Source organism: Rhodococcus sp. USK13, assembly GCF_018343855.1.
GTDB lineage: Bacteria > Actinomycetota > Actinomycetes > Mycobacteriales > Mycobacteriaceae > Rhodococcus_F > Rhodococcus_F oxybenzonivorans.
In genome coordinates, this window is the sequence record NZ_CP069242.1 from 703125 (window position 1) to 724292 (window position 21168).

23 protein-coding genes are annotated in these 21168 nt (G+C 66.5%); 14 read left to right on the forward strand and 9 right to left on the reverse strand.

The window, feature by feature from the left end; all coding sequences use genetic code 11:
• The first annotated feature begins 22 nt into the window (after positions 1-22).
• The 6 genes from JQT59_RS06015 to JQT59_RS06040 all read left to right on the forward strand — a co-directional run bounded on the left by JQT59_RS06015 (position 23) and on the right by JQT59_RS06040 (position 5953).
• A complete protein-coding gene (locus JQT59_RS06015) occupies positions 23-784 on the forward strand; it encodes a MerR family transcriptional regulator (protein ID WP_213575368.1) in 762 nt (253 codons plus the stop codon).
• Between the two features lie 120 nt (positions 785-904).
• On the forward strand, positions 905-1291 hold the full coding sequence (locus JQT59_RS06020; protein WP_109325471.1) for a DUF5313 family protein: 387 nt from the start codon (positions 905-907) through the stop codon (positions 1289-1291).
• Positions 1292-1416: 125 nt separating this feature from the next.
• On the forward strand, positions 1417-3039 hold the full coding sequence (locus JQT59_RS06025) for an acyl-CoA carboxylase subunit beta (protein ID WP_213575369.1): 1623 nt from the start codon (positions 1417-1419) through the stop codon (positions 3037-3039).
• A gap of 23 nt (positions 3040-3062) precedes the next feature.
• A complete protein-coding gene (locus JQT59_RS06030) occupies positions 3063-3335 on the forward strand; it encodes an acyl-CoA carboxylase epsilon subunit (RefSeq protein WP_249354164.1) in 273 nt (90 codons plus the stop codon).
• A 27-nt stretch (positions 3336-3362) separates the two neighbouring features.
• Positions 3363-5141, forward strand: a complete 1779-nt coding sequence (locus JQT59_RS06035; protein WP_213575371.1) for an acetyl/propionyl/methylcrotonyl-CoA carboxylase subunit alpha — start codon at positions 3363-3365, stop codon at positions 5139-5141.
• A 410-nt stretch (positions 5142-5551) separates the two neighbouring features.
• Positions 5552-5953 (forward strand): hypothetical protein, encoded by a 402-nt coding sequence (locus JQT59_RS06040; RefSeq protein ID WP_213575372.1) that lies wholly within the window; start codon positions 5552-5554, stop codon positions 5951-5953.
• A gap of 33 nt (positions 5954-5986) precedes the next feature.
• Here JQT59_RS06040 and JQT59_RS06045 read toward each other — a convergent pair whose 3' ends face one another.
• Positions 5987-6664 carry a TetR/AcrR family transcriptional regulator gene (locus JQT59_RS06045; RefSeq protein WP_213575373.1) on the reverse strand — a complete coding sequence of 226 codons (678 nt, stop codon included), beginning with the start codon at positions 6662-6664 and terminating at the stop codon, positions 5987-5989.
• A gap of 154 nt (positions 6665-6818) precedes the next feature.
• Here JQT59_RS06045 and rraA point away from each other — a divergent pair, with 154 nt between their 5' ends.
• Positions 6819-7289, forward strand: a complete 471-nt coding sequence (gene rraA, locus JQT59_RS06050; RefSeq protein ID WP_109325459.1) for a ribonuclease E activity regulator RraA — start codon at positions 6819-6821, stop codon at positions 7287-7289.
• A 59-nt stretch (positions 7290-7348) separates the two neighbouring features.
• A complete protein-coding gene (locus tag JQT59_RS06055) occupies positions 7349-8710 on the forward strand; it encodes a dipeptidase (protein WP_213575374.1) in 1362 nt (453 codons plus the stop codon).
• Here JQT59_RS06055 and JQT59_RS06060 read toward each other — a convergent pair.
• The gene (locus JQT59_RS06060) at positions 8701-8928 is read right to left on the reverse strand and encodes an RNA-binding S4 domain-containing protein (protein ID WP_159918489.1); all 228 of its coding nucleotides are present in this window, start codon (positions 8926-8928) and stop codon (positions 8701-8703) included. The two genes, JQT59_RS06055 and JQT59_RS06060, sit on opposite strands and share 10 nt — an antisense overlap.
• Before the next feature lie 110 nt (positions 8929-9038).
• Here JQT59_RS06060 and lysX point away from each other — a divergent pair, with 110 nt between their 5' ends.
• From lysX to JQT59_RS06080, 4 genes are read left to right on the forward strand one after another with little or no spacing between them, the layout of a single operon-like run.
• A complete protein-coding gene (gene lysX / locus JQT59_RS06065) occupies positions 9039-12374 on the forward strand; it encodes a bifunctional lysylphosphatidylglycerol synthetase/lysine--tRNA ligase LysX (RefSeq protein ID WP_213575375.1) in 3336 nt (1111 codons plus the stop codon).
• Positions 12371-13051, forward strand: a complete 681-nt coding sequence (locus tag JQT59_RS06070; RefSeq protein ID WP_213575376.1) for a DUF998 domain-containing protein — start codon at positions 12371-12373, stop codon at positions 13049-13051. Before lysX ends, JQT59_RS06070 begins: the two co-directional genes overlap by 4 nt.
• Positions 13048-13884 carry an alpha/beta fold hydrolase gene (locus tag JQT59_RS06075; protein ID WP_249354168.1) on the forward strand — a complete coding sequence of 279 codons (837 nt, stop codon included), beginning with the start codon at positions 13048-13050 and terminating at the stop codon, positions 13882-13884. Before JQT59_RS06070 ends, JQT59_RS06075 begins: the two co-directional genes overlap by 4 nt.
• 5 nt (positions 13885-13889) lie before the next feature.
• A complete protein-coding gene (locus JQT59_RS06080) occupies positions 13890-14489 on the forward strand; it encodes a histidine phosphatase family protein (RefSeq protein ID WP_213575377.1) in 600 nt (199 codons plus the stop codon).
• A 39-nt stretch (positions 14490-14528) separates the two neighbouring features.
• Here JQT59_RS06080 and JQT59_RS06085 read toward each other — a convergent pair whose 3' ends face one another.
• Together JQT59_RS06085 and JQT59_RS06090 are read right to left on the reverse strand one after the other, a co-directional pair.
• A complete protein-coding gene (locus JQT59_RS06085; RefSeq protein WP_213575378.1) occupies positions 14529-15887 on the reverse strand; it encodes a DUF7159 family protein in 1359 nt (452 codons plus the stop codon).
• A 58-nt stretch (positions 15888-15945) separates the two neighbouring features.
• On the reverse strand, positions 15946-16470 hold the full coding sequence (locus tag JQT59_RS06090) for a class I SAM-dependent methyltransferase (protein WP_213575379.1): 525 nt from the start codon (positions 16468-16470) through the stop codon (positions 15946-15948).
• Positions 16471-16507: 37 nt separating this feature from the next.
• On the opposite strand from JQT59_RS06090, the gene JQT59_RS06095 reads away from it, so the two are divergent.
• A complete protein-coding gene (locus tag JQT59_RS06095; protein ID WP_213577451.1) occupies positions 16508-17077 on the forward strand; it encodes a dihydrofolate reductase family protein in 570 nt (189 codons plus the stop codon).
• Here the strand turns inward: JQT59_RS06095 and JQT59_RS06100 are convergent.
• The 3 genes from JQT59_RS06100 to JQT59_RS06110 all read right to left on the reverse strand — a co-directional run bounded on the left by JQT59_RS06100 (position 17055) and on the right by JQT59_RS06110 (position 18616).
• Positions 17055-17753, reverse strand: a complete 699-nt coding sequence (locus JQT59_RS06100) for a dienelactone hydrolase family protein (protein WP_213575380.1) — start codon at positions 17751-17753, stop codon at positions 17055-17057. The genes JQT59_RS06095 and JQT59_RS06100 overlap by 23 nt on opposite strands.
• 10 nt (positions 17754-17763) lie before the next feature.
• Positions 17764-18057, reverse strand: a complete 294-nt coding sequence (locus tag JQT59_RS06105) for a putative quinol monooxygenase (RefSeq protein WP_213575381.1) — start codon at positions 18055-18057, stop codon at positions 17764-17766.
• Positions 18058-18118: 61 nt separating this feature from the next.
• Positions 18119-18616 (reverse strand): hypothetical protein, encoded by a 498-nt coding sequence (locus JQT59_RS06110; RefSeq protein WP_213575382.1) that lies wholly within the window; start codon positions 18614-18616, stop codon positions 18119-18121.
• 31 nt (positions 18617-18647) lie between these two features.
• Here JQT59_RS06110 and JQT59_RS06115 point away from each other — a divergent pair, with 31 nt between their 5' ends.
• The gene (locus tag JQT59_RS06115) at positions 18648-19556 is read left to right on the forward strand and encodes an SDR family NAD(P)-dependent oxidoreductase (protein ID WP_208963217.1); all 909 of its coding nucleotides are present in this window, start codon (positions 18648-18650) and stop codon (positions 19554-19556) included.
• Positions 19557-19626: 70 nt separating this feature from the next.
• Here the strand turns inward: JQT59_RS06115 and JQT59_RS06120 are convergent, their stop codons facing one another.
• Both JQT59_RS06120 and JQT59_RS06125 read right to left on the reverse strand, forming a co-directional pair.
• Positions 19627-20061 (reverse strand): acyl-CoA thioesterase, encoded by a 435-nt coding sequence (locus tag JQT59_RS06120; protein ID WP_213575383.1) that lies wholly within the window; start codon positions 20059-20061, stop codon positions 19627-19629.
• A gap of 33 nt (positions 20062-20094) precedes the next feature.
• Complete coding sequence (locus JQT59_RS06125; RefSeq protein ID WP_159926760.1) at positions 20095-21009, reverse strand: cutinase family protein; 915 nt, start codon at positions 21007-21009, stop codon at positions 20095-20097.
• Positions 21010-21168 lie beyond the last annotated feature (159 nt).

Consider the following 21168-nt stretch of genomic DNA (forward strand, 5'->3'; position numbering starts at 1 on the left):
CGTCAGGCCCCACGGTAGAGACGTGAGCGAGAAACACACGGTAGGCGTCGTCGCCAAGCTGGTCGGAGTGAGTGTGCGCACGCTGCATCACTACGACGAGATCGGCCTGGTGACGCCGTCGGACCGCACACCCAGCGGGTACCGCAGCTACTCGGATGCAGACGTCGAACGTCTTCACCGCGTCCTGACGTATCGGGCGCTGGGTTTCCCCCTCGAGGAGATCGCAGCCCTTCTCGACGACCCGGACGTGGATGCCCTCGCGCATCTGCGGCGACAGCACGAACTGCTGAGCGAACGGATCGATCGCTTACACGAGATGGCTGCAGCCGTGGAGAAGATGATGGAGGCGAAAAGTATGGGCATTCAGCTCACCCCCGAAGAGCAGAACGAAATTTTCGGTGCCGACTGGCCGGGCGAAGAATACGCCGCAGAGGCCGAGGAACGATGGGGCGACACCGACGCGTGGAAACAATCACAGCAGCGCACGGCCAAGTTCGACAAGAAGGACTGGCAGCGCATCAAGGCCGAGGGCGACGCTCTCGAAGCGAAGCTCGCCGAAGCAATGGCGGAAGGCGTCGAACCCGGCTCGGATCGTGCGAACGCCCTGGCGGAGGAGCACCGCGCCGGAATCGCGAAGTTCTACGACTGTGACCACCCGATGCACGTGAATCTCGCCGAGATGTACGTCGCGGACGATCGTTTTCGCCAGCATTACGACGACATCGCGCCCGGGTTGGCGCAGTTCGTTCGCGACATCATCGTCGCGAACGCCGAGCAGCAGTGACGGGAAACGGCGGGGGTGGCGGGCTCGAGTAACCCGCGCAGCTGACGGCCACAACGGAGCGAACTCGACGGCACGCTGCCGTCGAGTTCGTTTCCGCATGTCGGCACTATTCTGAAACCCATGGCCGATCCGCAGCGTCCCAGTCCCAGCCAGTACGTCGGGTATCTGTTCGGTCGCACGCTTCCGGACTCCATGCAGGAATGGGTCCGCAACGACCTCGTGGGTCCCGGCGCCTCCGTGCGGTACGTCCTTCGGTTCATGCTTCCCGTCGTCGCAGTGCTGTTGCTGTTCCTTCTCATACCCGGCCCCATCTGGGTCCCCTTGGCGATGATGGCGCTGCTCTTGCTCCCGCTGTTGTACTTCGCGGTCGCGTTGATGAACATCTATCGTCGGCACCGTCTTCTCAGTCACGGACTCGACCCCGACCTCCTCACGGCGAAGGCGCAGCGCCGGGCCGACCGCACCCGAGAGGACTATGAAAAGCGCCATGGCCGTGGGGTGGAGTGACGCAGCACACGTGAGCGATCGATAAGTAATGCGTTAAAGTGGCGACGTCCGAGTGGTAGCCCCACGAGCCGCGCACCCTGAGGGTGACCGCAGGTTCCGACAGCCTCGACGGGAAGCAGTTCTAGATGACAGTCACAGATTCGACGGTTACGCCCGATATTCACACGACCGCGGGAAAGCTCGCCGACCTGCGTAATCGTCAGGCCGAGGCGCAGCACCCCAGCGGTGAAGCAGCGGTCGAGAAGGTCCACGCGAAGGGCAAGCTCACCGCCCGCGAACGCATCACCGCATTGTTGGACGAGGGCAGCTTCGTCGAACTCGACGCCCTCGCCCGCCACCGCAGCGTGAACTTCGGCCTCGCCGACAACCGCCCCGTCGGCGACGGCGTCGTCACCGGCTACGGCACCATCGACGGCCGCGACGTGTGTGTCTTCTCCCAGGACGCCACCGTCTTCGGCGGCTCCCTCGGCGAAATCTACGGCGAAAAAATCGTCAAGGTCATGGACCTCGCCCTCAAGACCGGCCGCCCCCTGATCGGCATCAACGAAGGCGCCGGCGCCCGCATCCAGGAAGGCGTCGTCTCCCTCGGGTTGTACGGCGAAATCTTCCACCGCAACGTCCAGGCCTCCGGCGTCATCCCACAGATCTCGCTGATCATGGGCCCCGCCGCCGGCGGCCACGTCTACTCCCCCGCCCTCACCGACTTCGTCGTGATGGTCGATCAAACCTCCCAGATGTTCGTCACCGGCCCCGACGTGATCAAAACCGTCACCGGCGAAGACGTCACCATGGAAGATTTGGGTGGCGCGCACACCCACATGGTCAAATCCGGCGTCGCCCACTACGTCGCCTCCGGCGAACAGGACGCCCTCGACTACGTCAAGGACCTGCTGTCCTACCTGCCCAGCAACAACCAGGCCGCCGCCCCCCGCACCCAGCCCACCGACCCGATCCCCGGCGCCATCGAAGACTTCCTCACCGACGAGGACCTCGAACTCGACACCCTCATCCCGGACTCGGCGAACCAGCCCTACGACATGCACGAGGTGATCCGCCGGATCCTCGACGACGACGAATTCCTCGAGGTCCAGGCCGAACGCGCCGGCAACATCGTCGTCGGCTTCGGCCGCGTCGACGGCCGCAGCGTCGGGATCGTCGCGAACCAGCCCACCGTCTTCGCCGGCTGCCTCGACATCGACGCCTCCGAAAAAGCCGCCCGCTTCGTGCGCACCTGCGACGCGTTCAACGTCCCGATCATCACCCTCGTCGACGTCCCGGGCTTCCTGCCCGGCACCGACCAGGAATACGGCGGCATCATCCGCCGCGGCGCGAAACTGCTCTACGCCTACGGCGAGGCCACCGTCGGGAAGATCACCGTGATCACCCGCAAGGCCTACGGCGGCGCCTACGACGTGATGGGCTCCAAACACATGGGCGCCGACGTCAACCTGGCCTGGCCCACCGCCCAGATCGCCGTCATGGGCGCCTCCGGCGCCGTCGGGTTCGTCTACCGCAAACGCCTCCTCGAGGCCGCCAAGAACGGCGACGACGTCGACGCGCTGCGCCTGCAACTGCAACGCGAATACGAAGACACCCTCGTCAACCCCTACGTCGCCGCCGAACGCGGCTACGTCGACGCCGTCATCCCGCCCTCCCACACCCGCGGACAGATCGTGGCCGCCCTGCGCCTCCTCGAACGCAAAATGGTCACCCTCCCGCCCAAGAAGCATGGGAACATTCCGCTATGAGCGGCGGCGAATCATCCGGCACGATGACCGCCGAACTTGTGGTCGACGAGGTGTTCGACGAGATCGCGTCGGGGGTCGCGCTGACCGAACAGGCACCGGCGGCGCCGGTCGTCACGTTTCGGGGGAACCCGAGCGATACGGACATCGCCGCGGTGCTGGCGGTCTTCGCGGCACTCGCCTCGGCGGGCTCCACGGCGGACGCTCCCGTTTCCGACGAAGACCCGTGGGGCACACCAGCTCTCATCCTGCGCCGACAGGTGGCCGCCGCCGCGGTACTGGTCAACGCAGGCTACTGACACTTGCAGAAAAGGGAAGACATTTCGATGAGTAGTGCACGTATTTCCAAGGTGCTCGTCGCGAACCGCGGTGAGATTGCAGTGCGGGTGATCCGGGCCGCCGCCGATGCCGGGTACACCAGTGTCGCGGTCTACGCCGAACCCGACGCCGATGCCCCGTTCGTGCGCCTGGCCGACGAAGCGTTCGCGTTGGGTGGGCAGACCTCCGCCGAATCGTATCTGGTGTTCGACAAAATCCTCGACGCCGCCGCCAAGTCCGGCGCCGACGCGATCCACCCCGGCTACGGCTTCCTCTCCGAGAACGCCGACTTCGCCCAGGCCGTGATCGACGCCGGCCTGATCTGGATCGGCCCCTCCCCGCAATCGATCCGCGACCTCGGCGACAAGGTCACCGCCCGCCACATCGCCGAAAAGGCGAAGGCCCCGATGGCCGCCGGCACCAAGGACCCGGTCCGCAACGCCGACGAGGTCGTCGCGTTCGCGAAGGAATACGGGGTTCCGGTCGCGATCAAGGCCGCGTTCGGCGGCGGCGGCCGCGGCATGAAGGTCGCGCACACCATCGAGGAAATCCCCGAACTGTTCGACTCCGCCACCCGCGAGGCCGTCGCCGCGTTCGGCCGCGGGGAATGCTTCGTCGAACAATATTTGGACAAGGCCCGCCACGTCGAAGCCCAGGTCATCGCCGACCAGCACGGCAACGTCATCGTCGCCGGCACCCGCGACTGCTCCCTGCAGCGCCGCTTCCAGAAACTCGTCGAGGAGGCCCCCGCCCCGTTCCTCACCGACGACCAACGCAACCGGATCCACACCTCCGCCAAGGCCATCTGCAAAGAGGCCGGCTACTACGGCGCCGGCACTGTCGAATACCTGGTCCAGGGCGACACCGTCTCCTTCCTCGAGGTCAACACCCGCCTGCAGGTCGAACACCCGGTCACCGAGGAAACCGCCGGCATCGACCTGGTGCTGCAACAGTTCAAGATCGCCAACGGCGAGAAACTCGACATCCTCGAGGACCCCACCCCCCGCGGGCACGCCTTCGAGTTCCGGATCAACGGTGAGGACGCCGGCCGCGGATTCCTGCCCGCCCCCGGCCCGGTCACCAAGTTCGTCCCACCCACCGGCCCCGGTGTGCGGATGGACTCCGGTGTGGAAACCGGATCGGTGATCGGTGGCCAGTTCGACTCGATGCTCGCCAAACTCATCGTCACCGGCGCCACCCGCGACGAGGCCCTCGCCCGCGCCCGCCGCGCCCTCGCCGAATTCCAGGTCGAGGGGCTGGCCACGGTCATCCCGTTCCACCGGGCCATCGTCTCCGATCCCGCCTTCATCGGCGACGGCACCGGCTTCGACGTCTACACCAAGTGGATCGAAACCGAGTGGAACAACCAGATCGAACCGTTCACCGGCGGCCAGCCGGTCGACGAGGACGACTCCCTGCCCCGGCAGAACGTGGTCGTCGAGGTCGGCGGCCGCCGCGTCGAGGTGTCCCTGCCCGGCCAGTTCAGCCTCGGCGCCCCCACCACCGGTAACGGTGCCGTCCGGAAGAAGCCCAAGGCCCGCACCCGCGGCGGCGCCGGCGGCGGCGCCGCGTCCGGTGACGCCGTCACCGCCCCCATGCAGGGCACCGTCGTCAAGGTCGCCGTCGAGGAAGGCCAGGAAGTCGCCGAGGGCGACCTCATCGCCGTCCTCGAGGCCATGAAAATGGAAAACCCGGTCAACGCCCACAAGGCCGGCATCGTCACCGGCCTGACCGTCGAACCCGGTGCCGCCATCACCCAGGGCACCGTCCTCGCCGAGCTCAAATAGCTTGTGAGTACTTCTCAACCGCCCGTTGTTGAGAAGTACTCACGGGTGGCGGCCGTGGACCGCGGCCGCCACCCGGTACAAGGTCGCGAAAACGGACACCTTCCCCGCAACGCCCCGTGCGCAGCGCACTCCGGGTATGGGGAGCGCGGATACCGCCTCACCTTCAAGAGTTTTCGGGTGCGGTGGTCCGGAAACTCCTGCGGTCGAACTGTTCTCGAACACGCGGTGAAGATCCATTGACTCACCCCTTCCCTGCCGTAACGTGACTGCGGTCTGAGCCACTCGACGTCAGACGCCGGCCGACCCCGGCCGCCCACGAATGAACGGCTGTCACCACGAACGAGATTCGCGGAGCCCAGCATGTCCTCCGTCGACTCGTCGTAGACGCCGTCGACAGGAAGGGATCGTGCATGAACTTCTCGCGAGCGACCATGACCATTGCCGCGTTGGCCGGTGCGGCCTCGGTGGGGCTGGCTCCCACAGCAACCGCAGCCACCGCATACCAGATCAACGTTCTGCCCCCGATCGGTACCGTTTACGCCAACAACCTCGTGACGCTCGGCGTACTCGTGATGCCGACACCGACGGGCGAAGACGGCACCACACCGGTCCTTCTCGAACTCACGGAACCAGACGGTGACGTGACGACTCGGACTCTTCCCCTCACGCTCGGTGGCGCCACGGTCGCAACCCGCGTCCATGAGGCCGGCAGATACGTCGCCGAGTTCACCTACGACCCTCCCAACGCCGACGAGCCAGCCACCACCACAACGGAATTCGACGTCGTCGAGGGACCGAGTCTGGGTTCGTAGACCGGATAGGGCCGAAGCCAGGGGCACCGCCGGTCACACGTCGGCGGTGCGCCTGCGCTTCGGTTTGGCGGGGGCCACCGTGGACCCGACGGTCTTCATGGCGATCTCTACATACTTGCGGGCCACGGCGTCCGGGGTCAGCTTGCCTTCGGCGTGGTACCACCGCGGGATCGACTGGCACATCCCGAGCAGCGCCCGCGTGGTCTCCGCGGCATCGGCGACGTCGAAGAGCTCCCGCTTCTTCCCTTCCTTGACGATCTCGAGGACCAGTTCTTCGACACCCTTGCGGACCGTGCTGTACCGCTGCCGGTTCTCCGGGCTGAGGTAGCGCACCTCGCTCTCGAGCGCCGCCAGACGGGATCGCATGGTCATCCGCAGGACGATTGCCTCGATGACATTGGCGAGTCGCTGAACGGGATCGTCGCCGCCGTCGGCACTCGCCGCGTGCGCCCGTTCCAGAACGTCGCTGGTGGAAAGCTCCAGGAGAGCGAGGAGAACGGCTTCCTTGTTTTCGTGGTGGTAGTAGAGAGCGGGTACCGTGACACCGACTCGGCGGGCGATGTCGCGTACCGAGGTGCCGTGGAAGCCGTGTTCGTAGAATGCGTCGAGGGAGGCGCTGAGGATCGGCGTCAACTTCGTGGGTTCGAGGCGGCGCCAGTCTGCTGCATTGCCGACCACGGTGGGCGTCGAACCCTTGGATGAGCTGACCATGATGACCTATCTACCGCTCGCTATGCCAGGACGCGTCAAGTGTAGCTGTTGCGGTACTGCGCCAAGGGCTGCGGCGATGGAGCCCGGTGGTGCCTGTCACGGCAAGGGTCACGGCACGCGCTCGTCGCAGAGTCGTCCCACTATCCTGACGCCTATGACTGAACCCGTGGCAACCGCAGACCTGGCAGACGAGATCGGCCCCGACATCCGGAGCTGCGACACGCAGTTCCTCCAGTTCGGTGGGCGCGACGTGTTCTCCGGACCGATCACCACGATCAAGTGCTTCCAGGACAACCTGCTGGTCAAGCAGACGCTGAGCGAGCCGGGCAACGGTGGAGTGCTGGTCGTCGACGGCGGCGCCAGCATCCATACGGCACTGGTCGGAGACATCATCGCCGGCCGCGGCGTCGACAACGGCTGGGCCGGGGTGATCGTCAACGGTGCGGTTCGCGACTCGGCGATCCTGAAGACCCTCGACATCGGCGTGAAGGCGCTGGGCACTAATCCCCGCAAGAGCACTCAGACCGGGTCCGGCGAGAAGAACGTCCCCCTCGAAATCGGCGGAGTGACGTTCAACCCCGGCGAGACCGTGTACAGCGATCAGGACGGTGTCGTCGTTCGCTGACCGGCCGCTGGTCGCGCGAGTGACCGGCCCTGTAGAGACCCATCCCCGAGGAGGCGTTGATGTCGGACGACATTCGTACCAAAGTCGCGGAGCTGATGCCCACGGCGCGGAACGAACTCGCGGCGCTCGTCGCCCTGCGTTCGGTGGCGGATCCACGGCAATTCCCGCCTGAGGAGTGCCGCCGCGCGGCCGAATGGGTGAGGGACGCGTTTCTCGGGGCCGGGGTGGGGTCCGTCGATCTCCTGGAGACGTCCGATGGATCCCTCGCCGTGGTGGGCTACGAGCCGGCCCCTCCGGGCGCCCCTACCGTCCTGCTGTACTGCCACTACGATGTTCAGCCTCCCGGCGACGAGACACTGTGGCACAGCGAGCCGTTCACACTGACCGAACGTGACGGCCGCTGGTACGGGCGCGGCGCTGCGGACTGCAAGGGCAACCTCGTCATGCACCTCCTGGCGCTGCGGGCACTCGGCACCCCCTTCCCGGTCGGGATCCGCATCGTCGCCGAAGGTTCCGAGGAAATGGGTACCGGCGGGCTGGAGAATCTCGTCCAAGCGCGGCCGGAGTTGTTCGAGGCCGACATGATCCTCATCGGCGACACCGGCAACTCCGAAGCCGGCAATCCCACCGTCACCACCACCCTGCGCGGAATCGCTAACATCGTCGTGCACGTGGAAACCCTGGCCGGTGAAGTCCATTCGGGGATGTTCGGCGGTCCCGCCCCCGACGCGGTGGCGGCCCTCGTCCAGATGCTGTCGACGCTGCGCGACCGGGACGGGAACACGGTGGTCGACGGCCTCGCATCGGACCAGACCTGGACAGGGGTCGACTACCCCGCCGAGCAGTTCCGCGCGGACGCCGGCGTCTTGGACGGGGTCGGCCTCGCCGGTACGGGCTCGGTCGCCGACGCGGTGTGGGCGAGACCCGCGCTGACTGTGCTCGGCATCGACTGTCCACCGGTGGTCGGATCGGCCGCAGCCGTCGCGCCCCGGGCATCGGCCCGGCTGAACCTGCGGGTGCCGCCCGGAATGGACCCCCTCGAGGCGCAGGACGCCCTGGTCAAGCACCTCGAGAACGCCGCGCCGTGGGGTGCGCGAGTGACGGTGGACCGAGAAGCGGTGGGCTCGCCGTTCCGGGCAACGACCGACGGCCCCGGCTACGCCGCCCTCGGCAAGGCGATGGAAGAGGCCTTCGGCAAGCCGATGGGATCCGTCGGGCAAGGCGGCTCGATTCCGTTGTGCAACGTCTTGGCCGACATGATCCCGAACGCCGAGATCGCTCTGATCGGGGTGGAGGAACCGCGCAGCCGAATCCACGCGCCCGACGAGAGCGTCGATCCCGGCGAGATCGAGAAACTCGCCGTCGCCGAAGCGACGTTCCTGCAGCGGTTCGCGGCCGACACCGCCCGGCGTCAGGCCTGAGAACTCACCTGCGCCGTCATCCCCCCGATCTCGACGACGTCACCGTCGCGAAGCTGCCGCCCGCGGCGGACCTCGACTTCACCGTTCACCGACACCAGACCGTCAGCGATCACCTCTTTGGCCTCGGCCCCCGACTCGATGAGGTTGGCGAGCTTGAGGAACTGGCCGAGACGAATGGATTCGTCGCGGATCGGCACGGCTTCGTGAATGTCGGACATGCCTCTATCTTCCCTCTTCACCACGAACAGCGGTCCGACGCATCACACTAGGACACAGCACACCTGTCCGCAGTGATCAGTACGCATCTCGTGCCGGGAAGGAACGCTCGATGTCAGCTAGCACCGAGACCACGTCCGAGGTTGTCTCCGCCCCACCGCGGGCCCGTCCCGCCCCGGGTTCCGCGAACCGCCGCCTGCATCAGGTTCCGCACGTCGCGGGACTGATTCTGGGTGTCTTCTCGGTGCTGGTGTTCCTGTGGAGTCTGTCGCCGGTATTGCGCTACTACGTGCACGTGCCGCGCGAGTACGTCGACAGCTACTACTTCGATGCTCCCGACACGAGCCTGTCCTGGGCCCTGGTGGTGGGTTTGCTCGCCGCCGCGCTCGCCAGCCGCAAACGTATCGCCTGGTGGTTGCTCACCGTGTACCTGGGACTGTTCATGGTGGCGAACATCGTGGTCGCGATCACCGACCGCAATTGGAACGCCGGAGTCGCGGCCGCCGTGCAACTCGCAGTGATCGGGATTCTGGTCGCTGCCCGTTCGGAGTTCTACACCCGCGTCCGCCGCGGCGCCGGGTGGAAAGCCCTCGGCGTGCTGCTCATCGGCCTCACCGTGGGCACACTCGTCGGGTGGGGGCTGGTCGAACTCTTCCCCGGCACCCTCCCACCCGGGGAACGCTTCCTGTGGTCCCTCAACCGGGTGACCGCGCTCGCCGCCGTCGACAACGAACAATTCACCGGCAGGCCACACGGTTTCGTCAACACCCTTCTCGGCTTGTTCGGGGCTGCCGCCCTGCTGGCCGCCGTGGTGACCTTGTTCCGCGCCCAGCGCTCCCACAACGCACTCACCGGAAACGACGAGTCGGCGCTGCGCGGCCTCTTGTTGCAGTACGGTGCCGACGACTCGCTCGGCTACTTCGCCACACGCCGCGACAAGGCGGTGGTGTTCGCTCCCAGCGGCAAAGCGGCGATCACCTATCGGGTGGAAATCGGTGTCTGTCTCGCCAGCGGCGACCCCATCGGTGACCCCGAGGCCTGGCCCCATGCGATCGAGGCGTGGCAGGCGCTCGCGTCCCGATACGGGTGGGCCACCGCCGTCATGGGAGCCGGCGAAACCGGCGCGACCGCCTACGCCAAGGCCGGTCTCACCGTGCTGCAACTCGGCGACGAGGCCATTCTCCGCACCCGCGAGTTCAATCTCAGCGGGCGCGACATGCGGCAGGTGCGCCAGGCCGTCACCCGCGTGCGGCGCCAAGGCGTCACGGTGCGGATTCGCAGGCACCGAGACGTTCCCGTCGAGGAGATGGCCGAAACGATCCGGCTCGCCGACGCCTGGCGCGACACCGAAACCGAACGCGGCTTCTCCATGGCCCTCGGACGGCTCGGTGACCGCCTCGACGGTGACTGCCTTCTGGTGCAGGCCATCGATGCGGACGACGACATCGTCGGGATCCTTTCCCTCGTACCGTGGGGTGCGACCGGAGTCTCGCTCGACCTGATGCGTCGCAAACCCACCTCTCCCAACGGAGTCGTGGAGTTGATGGTGACCGAACTGGCCACCAACTCCGACCAATTCGGCATCACCAAGGTGTCCCTGAACTTCGCCGTGTTCCGGTCGGTGTTCGAGGAGGGATCACGCATCGGTGCCGGGCCGATCCTGCGGATCTGGCGGTCGATCCTCGTCTTCTTCTCGCGGTGGTGGCAGCTCGAGGCCCTCTACCGTTCCAACGTGAAGTACCAACCCGAATGGGTCCCGCGCTACCTGTGCTTCGAGGACAACCGGGAATTGCTGCGCGTCGGATTCGCGTCGGCGATCGCCGAGGGCTTCGTCACCTTGCCGAGATTCGGGCGTTCGACAGCGGGAGACGCCGTCAAGCACACCGGAACTCACGCGGCCGTGCCCGCAGGTCTGGTCGCCGCCGAGGGGTTGCACGCGGACGGCAGCGCCCCCGGAGACGGTAGTCCGGCGGCGAGTCTGGGACCGAAACGCCCCGAACAGGTTCGGGTCCGGCTCGACAAGTTGGCGACACTCGCGCAGGAGGGCATCGACCCCTACCCCGTCGCGTATCCGCCCACGCATACGGTGGCCGCCGCGGCGGAATCCCCCGAAGGAACGACCGTCCGCATCGCCGGTCGCGTACTCCGCCTGCGGGACTACGGCGGTGTGGTGTTCGCGTCGGTCCGGGACTGGTCCGGAGACATCCAGGTCCTCGTCGACGAAGCCCGGGTGGGGACCGAACGCATCCGGGCGTTCGCCGCCGAATTCGACCTCGGCGACCTCGTCGAGGTTGCCGGTGTCATCGGCTACAGCCGCCGGGGAGCGCTGTCGCTACTGGCGAACGAATGGCGGATGACCGGTAAATGCCTGCACCCGCTTCCCGACAAGTGGAAAGGTCTGTCAGACCCGGAAACCCGGGTGCGCCAGCGATACGTGGACCTGATGATCAACACCGACGCCCGTCGGCTTCTCGAGGCCCGCAGCGCCGTCGTGAAGTCGTTGCGTGATTCCCTGGGTGAGCGTGGCTTCCTGGAGGTAGAGACACCGATCCTGCAGCAGGTACACGGCGGCGCCAACGCGGCGCCTTTCCTCACGCACATCAACGCCTACAACCTGGACCTGTACCTGCGGATCGCCCCGGAGCTCTACCTCAAGCGGCTCTGCGTCGCCGGGATGGAGAAGGTCTTCGAGATCGGCCGGGTCTTCCGCAACGAGGGTGTCGACTTCAAGCACAATCCCGAATTCACCATCCTCGAGGCCTACGAGGCGCACAGCGACTACGAAAAGATGATGGTGCTGTGCCGCCAGCTCATCCAGACGGCGGCGATCGCGGCCCACGGACGGGAAGTCATCATGCGCCCGGGACCCGACGGCACCATGGTGGAGATCGACATCTCCGGGGAATGGCCCGTGAAGACGATGCATCAGGCCGTGGCCGAGAAACTCGGGGTAGACGTTTCGCCCGAGACACCGCTCGTGGATCTGCAACGGCTGTGCGACGATCACGACATTCCGTACCAGTCCACGTGGGACGCCGGGGCCGTGGCTCAGGAGATGTACGAGCACCTGGTGGAGGACTACACCGAGTTCCCTACCTTCTACACCAACTTCCCGACGTCGATGTCGCCGCTCACGCGCCCGCATCCCACAATTCCCGGAGTCGCGGCCAAGTGGGACCTGGTGGCGTGGGGCGTCGAACTCGGTACCGCGTACAGCGAACTCACCGATCCGGTCGACCAGCGGAACCGCCTCACCGAGCAGTCGATGCTCGCCGCCGGCGGGGACGAGGAGGCGATGGAACTCGACGAAGACTTCCTGCAGTCGCTCGAACACGCCATGCCCCCGACCGGCGGACTCGGCGTAGGCGTCGACCGCGTGGTCATGCTGATCACCGGCGGCAGTATCCGGGAGACCCTCGCCTTTCCGTTGGCCAAGCCGAAGCAGTGACCTCCCGTGGCCGCGTTGCTGTGGCCGCCCTGTTGATCGTCGGAGCGGTGGCCTACTCGTCGTGGCTGCTGGAGTTCGTCGTGGGCACCGGGATCGACCCGTTGCGTGGTTTCGCGAGCGAACTCGCGGCCACCGACCAACGTCACGGCGCCCTGTTCCGTACGGGCGACCTTGTGGCGGGTTGCACCGTCGCGGTGGCGGGCGTCCTCGGACTGTGGCGGTACTCGGAGGGGTGGGCGACCGCGATCGGGTGGTTCGCGTTGTGCGTATTCGGGGCCGCCACTGCGCTCGATTCGCGGATGTCGATGAGCTGTGCGGTCACCTCTGATCCCCTCTGCGCTGCCCGGGAGGATTCGGGTCAGTTGCCGCTGTCGCATGAACTGCATGCCGTCACCAGTACGTCTGCGTCGACGGGCGGTGTGGTGTCGGCGCTCGCTTTCGCGCTGGCGGCCTGTCTTTACGGTTGGCCGCGCTGGTTGACGCTGACCGGGACGGCAGTGTCGGCGGTGGTCGTCGTGGGCACCGCCTGGACTTTGGCAGCTGCCGCGATTCGCGGCGAGCACGACGTGTGGCTGGGACTCGGCCAGCGTGTGCAGCTGCTCGCTTTCAGCGGGTGGCTGATCTTCGTATCACTCAGCGTGGTTTACGTCACCGGCGAAAATGATGGTTCCACGTGAAACGTCCTGGGAAAATGGTCTCGGGTGTGCACGTCGTCCTCGACGGCGCCGGGCTCCCCGTCGTGCTCTACGGCGGTCTCGGCGGCAACTGGTTCGACTGGAATGACGTCGCCGCACTGCTTTCCGATTCTTGCCTCGTCGTGCGGATCGATCGACCCGGCTACGGGCTCAGCCCCGCCTCCGCCACACCACCCACGGCCCACGGTGAAGCGGAGAGGATCGTCGCGGTACTCAACGCGCTCGGCTGTACTGCGCCGGCCGTCGTGGTGGGGCATTCGCTCGGTGGCATCTACGCCGAGGCCTTCGCCCGGTTGTTCCCACAGCGCACGAGAGGTGTGATGCTGCTCGACGCGACCATCACTCTGCGACCCCACCGCGTCATTCCGACCCGTTGGCGGGTGGCGGCCGGCCGGCGGGTGGCCCGTGCGTCGAGCCGGCTCGGGCTGCAGCGACTGCTGGGCCCTACCGTTCGAGCCGTGCTGAACCAGTCAACGCCACCGGGTGGAATAACGCCCGAGACTCGGCAGTGGGTGGCCCGGATCTACCGCGAGCCCGCGTATCTCGAGTCGTCCGTGGTCGAGAACGCGTCGTATCCGGCCCTCGCCGAGGAGATTGCCGCCCTACGCGCCGCTTTCACGATGCCGGTCCCCGTACTCGTGGCCGCCGCACACACCGGTCATCGGACCCCGTGGGGGTGGGAGTGGGTTCGGCGCCAACGACAGTTCGCCGAGCGTCTCGGCGCCGCCTTCCGCGTCGTGCAACCCGCCCGTCACCACGCCATGATCGACCAACCGGGCCAGGTCGCGGCACTGATCCGGGAACTGGCAAGCTGATCGTCGTGCAACTGCTATTGATCCGACATGCGCTACCGGAGCTCGTGACCACGTCCGAGGGACGAGCCGATCCTGCCTTGACCGAGGACGGCCAGGCCCAGGCCAAGCGCCTGCCTGCCGCGTTGGGTCCCTACCGCATTGCCCGGATCGTGAGCAGCCCGCAGCGCCGCGCCCTGGAGACGGCAGCACCACTCGCCGAGGCACTCAACCTCCCTGTTACGCGGGACCAGGGACTGGCCGAGTACGACTACGACCTCGACCACTACATCCCGTTCCACGAAGCCGAGGCACGGGCGCCCGAAGCGTACGCCCGCATCCGGGCGGGCGAGCTTCCCGCGGGGATCGACGCCGACGCCTTCCGCACGCGGGTGTTCGATGCGCTCGGCCGGGTCGTGCAGGAGTCCGACCACCGCGACACCGTCGCGATATTCGCCCACGGCGGCGTCATCAACGTGTACCTACAGGAACTGCTGGGCCTGGACCGTCCCCTCGTGTTCCCCATCGAGTACGTCTCGGTCACCCGCGTTCTCGTCTCGCGCAGCGGCGAGCGACGGGTGGCCTCGGTAAACGAGACCGGCCACGTCCGGGACATGCTGCGGCGTTAGTTGCGACGTGTGAGGCTCGGCCACCGGGCGTTTCGGCGACTAGAGACCCGGAATTCGCGGTAGCTCGGGCAGCGGGGCCGGCGGCGGGAGAACAGGCAGCTGAAACTGCGGTAGGCCGGGGATGAGCGGCGGTGGGGACGGGGCCGGTGCCGGCTCGTTCCTGCTCACATCGGTTTGCGTCCCGCTGTCGGGCTGTGCGGCGGTCGGGGGCTGCACATACGGGGTGTAGGCCTCGGTTCGGGCCACGCCCGCCGTAGGCGCCTCCGCTTCGGTAGCCACCTGCGGCGGCACGGGCGACGGAAGATCGGCGGCCGTAGCCGACGTCGTTGCGGATGGTGCCGCGTTCTCGATGACCGGGGCCGGAGCTTCCGGCTCGGTCGGGTCCGGCTGCGGATCCTTCTCCGACCCCTCCAAGACGTCGCCACCCACCCCGAGGACGAGTCCGAGGGCCGCTACCGCGGCGAGGGCCCCACCGGCGAGGACGGCACCGCGGCGGCGGGATTTCGGGGGCTCGGGCACTGCGACCACCTCGGCGGGTGCGTGCTGGGCCAACAGGGCGGCACCTTCAGCCGCCACCAGTTCCGGCTGCTCCGGGACGATCACCGGAATTTTCAGCCACGACTCCATCACCGAGGTAACGAGCGGAATGTACGCGCCACCACCGATGAGGACCGCGGCGTCAGGCAGACGCCCGGACCGGTGGATCACATCGCGAGTGATCCGAGCGGAAGTCTCGACCGGTCCCTGGATGAGCGATTCGAAGGTGTCCTGCGACAGCAGCAGCAGCCCCCCGTCACCAGGCACGCACACCGCGCCTGTGCTGGAGAGCTGCTCCTTCGCGAGGCGACACCGGGCGTCGAGTTCGAGTGCGGCAGCTTCGTCGGCGGGCTGCGCGATCTTCTGCAGTTCGAGTTGCTGGTCGCGAATCAAGCGGTCGACGAGGTCACCGCTGATCTCGTCCGTGCGGGCACTGTCGAGGACCGTCCCGGTGGAGCGCTCGACGACAGTAACGGTGAGTCCGGAACTGCCGAGGTCGTAGAACACCAGCGTCGAATGGTTTCCGAGGTCACCCGACACCTCGAGCATCTCGAGTGCGGCGGTCACTTCAGGCACGAGATGGACGTTGCCGATGTGTTCGCGGGCCAAGGCGGCCTCGACCGCATCAGCCTGGGCCTCGTCCTGGTAGGCCACGCCAATGGCCTGTACCTCGCCCAAGTCTTCGCCGTCTCCCAGGGCAGTTCCGATGGATTCGGCAGCCACGTCCTCGGGCCGTTCGAGGGTTGCGGATACCGCCGTCGAGCGGAAGATCGGCCCGGTCGCGTCAACCGAGTCGGCTGCGTCACGGCACGCAACGCGCACAGCGCTGGCACCGACCGACACACCCAGAACCGAAGTCATGAGACCGACTATAACGGTTCGGTCACGAGCCGCGCTGAGGTAGAGGGGTGTTCGCAGGTCAGGCCGGCCTCTTCCCGGTGATGCACAGCGGGTTTCCCGTGTCTGCACTCACCTCGAACCCCTTTCGCCGCAAAACCTGGGTCACAGCGTTCACGATGCGTTGCGACTTCGCGTCGTCGTGCACCGTTTCGGTGCCGTCGTAGACGAGGTGCAGGATGCCGCCGGGGCGCAGGGCCTCCCAAAGAATCCGGACCTCTTCGGTCGCGTCGTGTGTCCAGAAGGCATTCACGTTGACAGCGAAGGCCTTGTCGAACGACGCAGCGGCGCAGCGGAACCCGGCCAGGTCGGTTTTCTGAAGTTCTACTCTGCCGCGCGCTGACAGGACGTCGTTACGCTGCTGAGCTCGTGCTATAGCGGTGGCGGACCGGTCGATTGCCGTGATCCGCCCGTCGAGAAGTTTGTCGGCCACGAGAGAAACTGCCACGCCTGGTCCGCAGCCCACCTCTAGGATCCGATCGGACGGATCCACCCTCAACCGCTCGACGACACAACGGATCCGGGCAGGGATGTTCGGAACTGCCATCTGACCACCCTTCGACGGCTACCACAGTAAGGACATGATGCGCGCACTCACCTACTTCGTCGGCATTACCATCGACGGTTTCATCGCCGCCCCGGACGGCGATGTCGGCTTCTTTCCGATGCTCGACGACATCATCGGTTTCATGGCGCAGGACTACCCGGAAACGATTCCGACGCACCTACGGGAGCAGTTCGCAGTCGACGGGGCCAACAAGCATTTCGACACCGTGATCCAGGGCCGCTCGACGTACGAGCCGGCGCTCGCAGCCGGAATCACCAGTCCGTACGCGCACCTGCGCCAGTACGTCGTCTCACGCACGCTCGGCGCCAGTTCCGACCCCGCCGTCGAAGTGATTACCGACCCGCTCGCGAAGGTCCGGCAGCTCAAGGCCGAGGACAGCACTCTCGGTGTCTGGCTCGCGGGAGGCGGAAAGCTTGCGGGCGCTCTGCTTCCGGAGATCGACGAGCTGGTGATCAAGCAATACCCGGTGGTGGCCGGTCGCGGAACGCCCATGTTCGACACCGACTTCGAACCGACGGCCTTCGAGCTCGCCGACCGGAAGGGATACCCGAGCGGGGCCACGGTCAGCCGATTCCGCCGCTGCTGACCTGCAGGTGGGTGCCGAGCCAGTCGACCGTCCGTGACCAGGCGTCCCGGGCGGCCGCCTCGTTGTAGACGGCCGGGCGGTCGTTGCAGTTGAATCCGTGCCCGGCGTCGGGGTACCGCACGATCTCGGTGTCCACCGGTACCTGCGACAGCGCGTTCCGCAACTCCTCGACCTGCTCGGACGGGATCCCCGTGTCACGATCACCGAACAGCCCCAGCCAGGGAGTCGACAGCCGTTCCGCGGCGTCGATTTGCGAGGGGTAGCCGAACCGTCCCTTCTCGACGCCGCCACCGTAGAAGCTCACCGCGGCGCCGAGTTTCAGGCGGGCCGCGGTGTGGAACGCGACCGTGCCGCCCATGCAGAAGCCGACGATCGACGTGCTCCTCGCGTCGATCCCGGCATCCGAGAGAACGGTGACGGCGGCATCGACGTCCTCGTCGATCTGTGCTGACGTGAGCGTGCCCAGCAGCGGCATAGCCGTTTTCAGGTCGTCATAGCCGAGCACCGGGTCGCCGGCCCGGTGGAACAGATGGGGCGCCACGGCGTGGTAGCCGGCGTCGGCGAATCGGGAGCAGACGTCGACGATGTGTTGTGTGATCCCGAAGGCCTCCTGGATGACGATGACGCCTCCCCGACTACGGCCTTCGGGAACAACCCTGGTCAGGGGTGTGGTCACCGAACGGACCCTAGGACACCGGCTTCAGCGGATGAATTGCGGGAGCGCCAGCGAGATGCTCACCGAAAACGGCGACCGCGGACTGGAAGTGCGGCGACGTCATGTGCGCGTCGACGGCCTCCTGGTTCGCCCACACCTCGACAGTGACGAAGGTCCCGGGTTGCGCGGCAGATTCGAACAACTCGTACGAAACGCAGCCCTCCTCCTTGCGGCTCTCCGCTGCGAGGGAGGACAGGCCCTCGCGCACCGTGTCCTCGGAGCCCGGCTTGGCAGGAATGGTCGCTACGACATGCAGATCGGACATCGACTTCCTTTCGTGACGGCCACCGGATGTGGCTCGTATCACGTAAGCACACTTGTGGTTGCTAGGAAACCCGGAGCCGCGTCAGATAATCCTCGACGCGGGGATCGTCCCAGCCGTGACCCTCACGAAGCCCATCAGCAATGGTCGCGATGTAGGCGGGGGCGGGCGCGTTCCGGGTGACCACGTCACCCCGGGCGCGGGTGGTGAACGTGCACATGACGATGCCGTCGCGAGTTCCCAGAGGAACCAGCCGGTCGTAACAGGCCGGTTCCTGGGCGTGAATGTCCTCGAACTGTTCCTGCGTCACGAGGAAGGCGCGGGCCGCGACCGTCCCGGGCGCATCCGGGTCGTAGAAGGCGCGTCCGCCGCCCCAAATGCGCGACTCCCCCGCGAAGAACACTGAACCGGGGATCACCACAGGGACCGATTCGCGCGGTTCGCTGGTGTCCCGCGCACCGGGATGAGAGTGGTTGCCGCCGGGCGGGCAACCACCGCGAAGGTAACAGGCGAGGCGAGTCGTCGCCATGTTCGACCCATAACTGACGTACCAGATCAGCACACGATCGACGGTACTCGGACAAGATGGTCCCATGAGTCTTCTCAGTGAGGTCAAGGGTTGGCGTACCGGTTCGCGAAAGCACCGCCGACTGCGTGATCTCGACGGCATGCTCGTCGTCGTCACCGGTGGCGGTAGCGGAATCGGCCGCGAAACCGCACTCGCGTTCGCCGCCGAGGGTGCGGTCGTCGTGGTCGGTGACCTCGACCTCGAATCGGCGCAGCACACAGCGGACCTCATCAATTCGGCGCAGATGAAGGGGGGCGGCGCCGTCGCGATCTTCGGCGGTGGCTCGCACGCCTACCGGGTGAATGTGGCGGTGGAAGAGGAGGTGCGGCGGTTCGCCGAGGAGGTGCAGTCACAGCACGGCACCCCCGACGTCGTGGTCAACAATGCGGGAATCGGCTACTCCGGCACTTTCACCGCGACGCCGCAGAGCGAATTCGAGCGCGTGATGGACGTCAACTTCTGGGGAGTCGTGTACGGCTGCCGGGTCTTCGCGGAGCAGATGATCGAGCGCGGAACGGGCGGACACATCGTCAACCTGTCCTCGGCGGCGGCCTTCACCCCGCAGAAGCGACTCACCGCATACGCCACCAGCAAAGCCGCCGTCTACATGCTCTCGGATTGCCTCCGCGCCGAACTGGTGGACCACGGCATCGGCGTCAGCACCATCTGCCCCGGGATCGTCCACACCAACATCGTCAAGAACACCGATTTCGCCGGGACCACCCCCGAGAAACAAGAAGAGATGCGGTCCCGATCCGACACGTTCTACCGCAAGCGTGGATTCACCCCCGATCGGGTGGCCACGCAGATCCTGAAAGCCGTCAGATCGAACAGGGCCGTCGTCCCGGTGACCCCCGAGGCCAAATTCGGCCGCGCGTTGAGCCGGCTGGCGCCAGGCAGCATGCGACTCGGTGCGCGTTTCGACTTAGGTTGATCCACGCGAGGTTGCCGTCCGCACGGTCACGCCGCCGTTGAACGCCCACGGACCCTCGCGCTGTGCACTGTCACGCACGGGACCAGCGGGTGAGGTACTCGCGCTCGATGGGGGTGATACGCCGCAACCGCTGCGCATCGACGTCGGCGACGGCCATCTGGGTGGTGGCGGTGACGGCGGGCGGATCGGTACGGCCGGCGCGCGCACCCCGGACCTCGTAACCAATGGTGAAGTCGACGGCCCGGTGCTTCGCGATCCACATGGTGATCCGCAACGGACTGTCCGAGTGCGTCAGCTGAGCCCGGTACTTGACGTGGATGTCGGCGATGAACGCACTGGTGATGAGAGACGAATTCTCGGCGCCCTCACTGAGCAACCAGTCGATCCTCGCCTCTTCCAGCAACGTGACCATCCTGGCGTGGTTGATGTGCTGAAAGGCGTCCATATCGGACCACCGAACGGTGACGAAAGCGTCGTAACCGGGCGCGGCAGGAGTGTCCGTCATCGGATCATCTTCTCCTGCCACGCCCGACTCGACCTACGCCACGTCGCGCAACCAGTTCCTGAGCCAGTTGGTGGCCGACGTTCCGGCACCGTCTACCGCGTATCGCGTGTAATCCTGATGGGCCTGCGACTTGTAGAACTGCTCGAGTTCGTCGATCCGCCTCTGGTTGGCCTGCTCGTCCAACTGAGCCATCAGGGTGGGGACACCACCGGCGTCGAGGAGGTCACGCCAAATGGCTTCGGCCTCCGCCTGGTACCGGCCGAGCAGCGACGGCGACGGGTCCGACGTCTGCGCGAGGAAACCGGCGAGCCGGGTCACGAAGTCTTCCTTCGGGGTGGAGCAGTACAGGTCGCCGTATGCGCAGAAGGTTCGGGTGTTCTGGCTGACCCAGCCGAAACCGCCGATGCGAGGTCCGCCGGCGCCACCACCGGCGACGGGAGGCCCGACCAGCGCGTCGGTGGGCGACCGACGGGGATCGGAGACGAGCCCGACGGCAGCGATCTTGTCGGCGGGCACCGCGCCGAGGCCCGTGCCGATCTCAGCCGCGAGATCGCCCGCAGCATCAGCGCCCTGGCTGTAGCCGATGAGCGCAAGCTTGGTTCCGGCGCATTGCTGAGACATGTTGACGAGCATCCCGCGGGCGTTGTCTACCGCCTGAGCCTTCGAGCGCCCGTACACATCGCCCTCCCACGGGAAGGCAGTGGCGGCGTAGGTCACGTAGTCGGTGCGGATATTGGACGGTAACCCGTTCGTGACCGCCGACAGCAGGCCGGGGGTTGGCCGGACATTCTCCTTGGTGGACGTCTCCCATGTTCCCGGAATCGCCACCACGTACAGGCTCGGGCACGGGTCTGCGTTCGCTACCGCGCTGGTGCCGACCACGCCCGAGACCACCGGAATGGCCACCGCTGCAGCCGTTGCGGTCAATGTTGCGATAACCCGTTTCATTGCCATGGCCCTCAACTCTTCTTCTCCCCTTCGTCGACCTGCAGACGGGATGCTGCCAGGCCGACGTGACCTGAAGATGCACGATCGGTAAATGAACGTTACCGAGCAAAACCGACCGGCGCACCCGAAACCAGCACCCCGGCGGAAAATATAACGCCG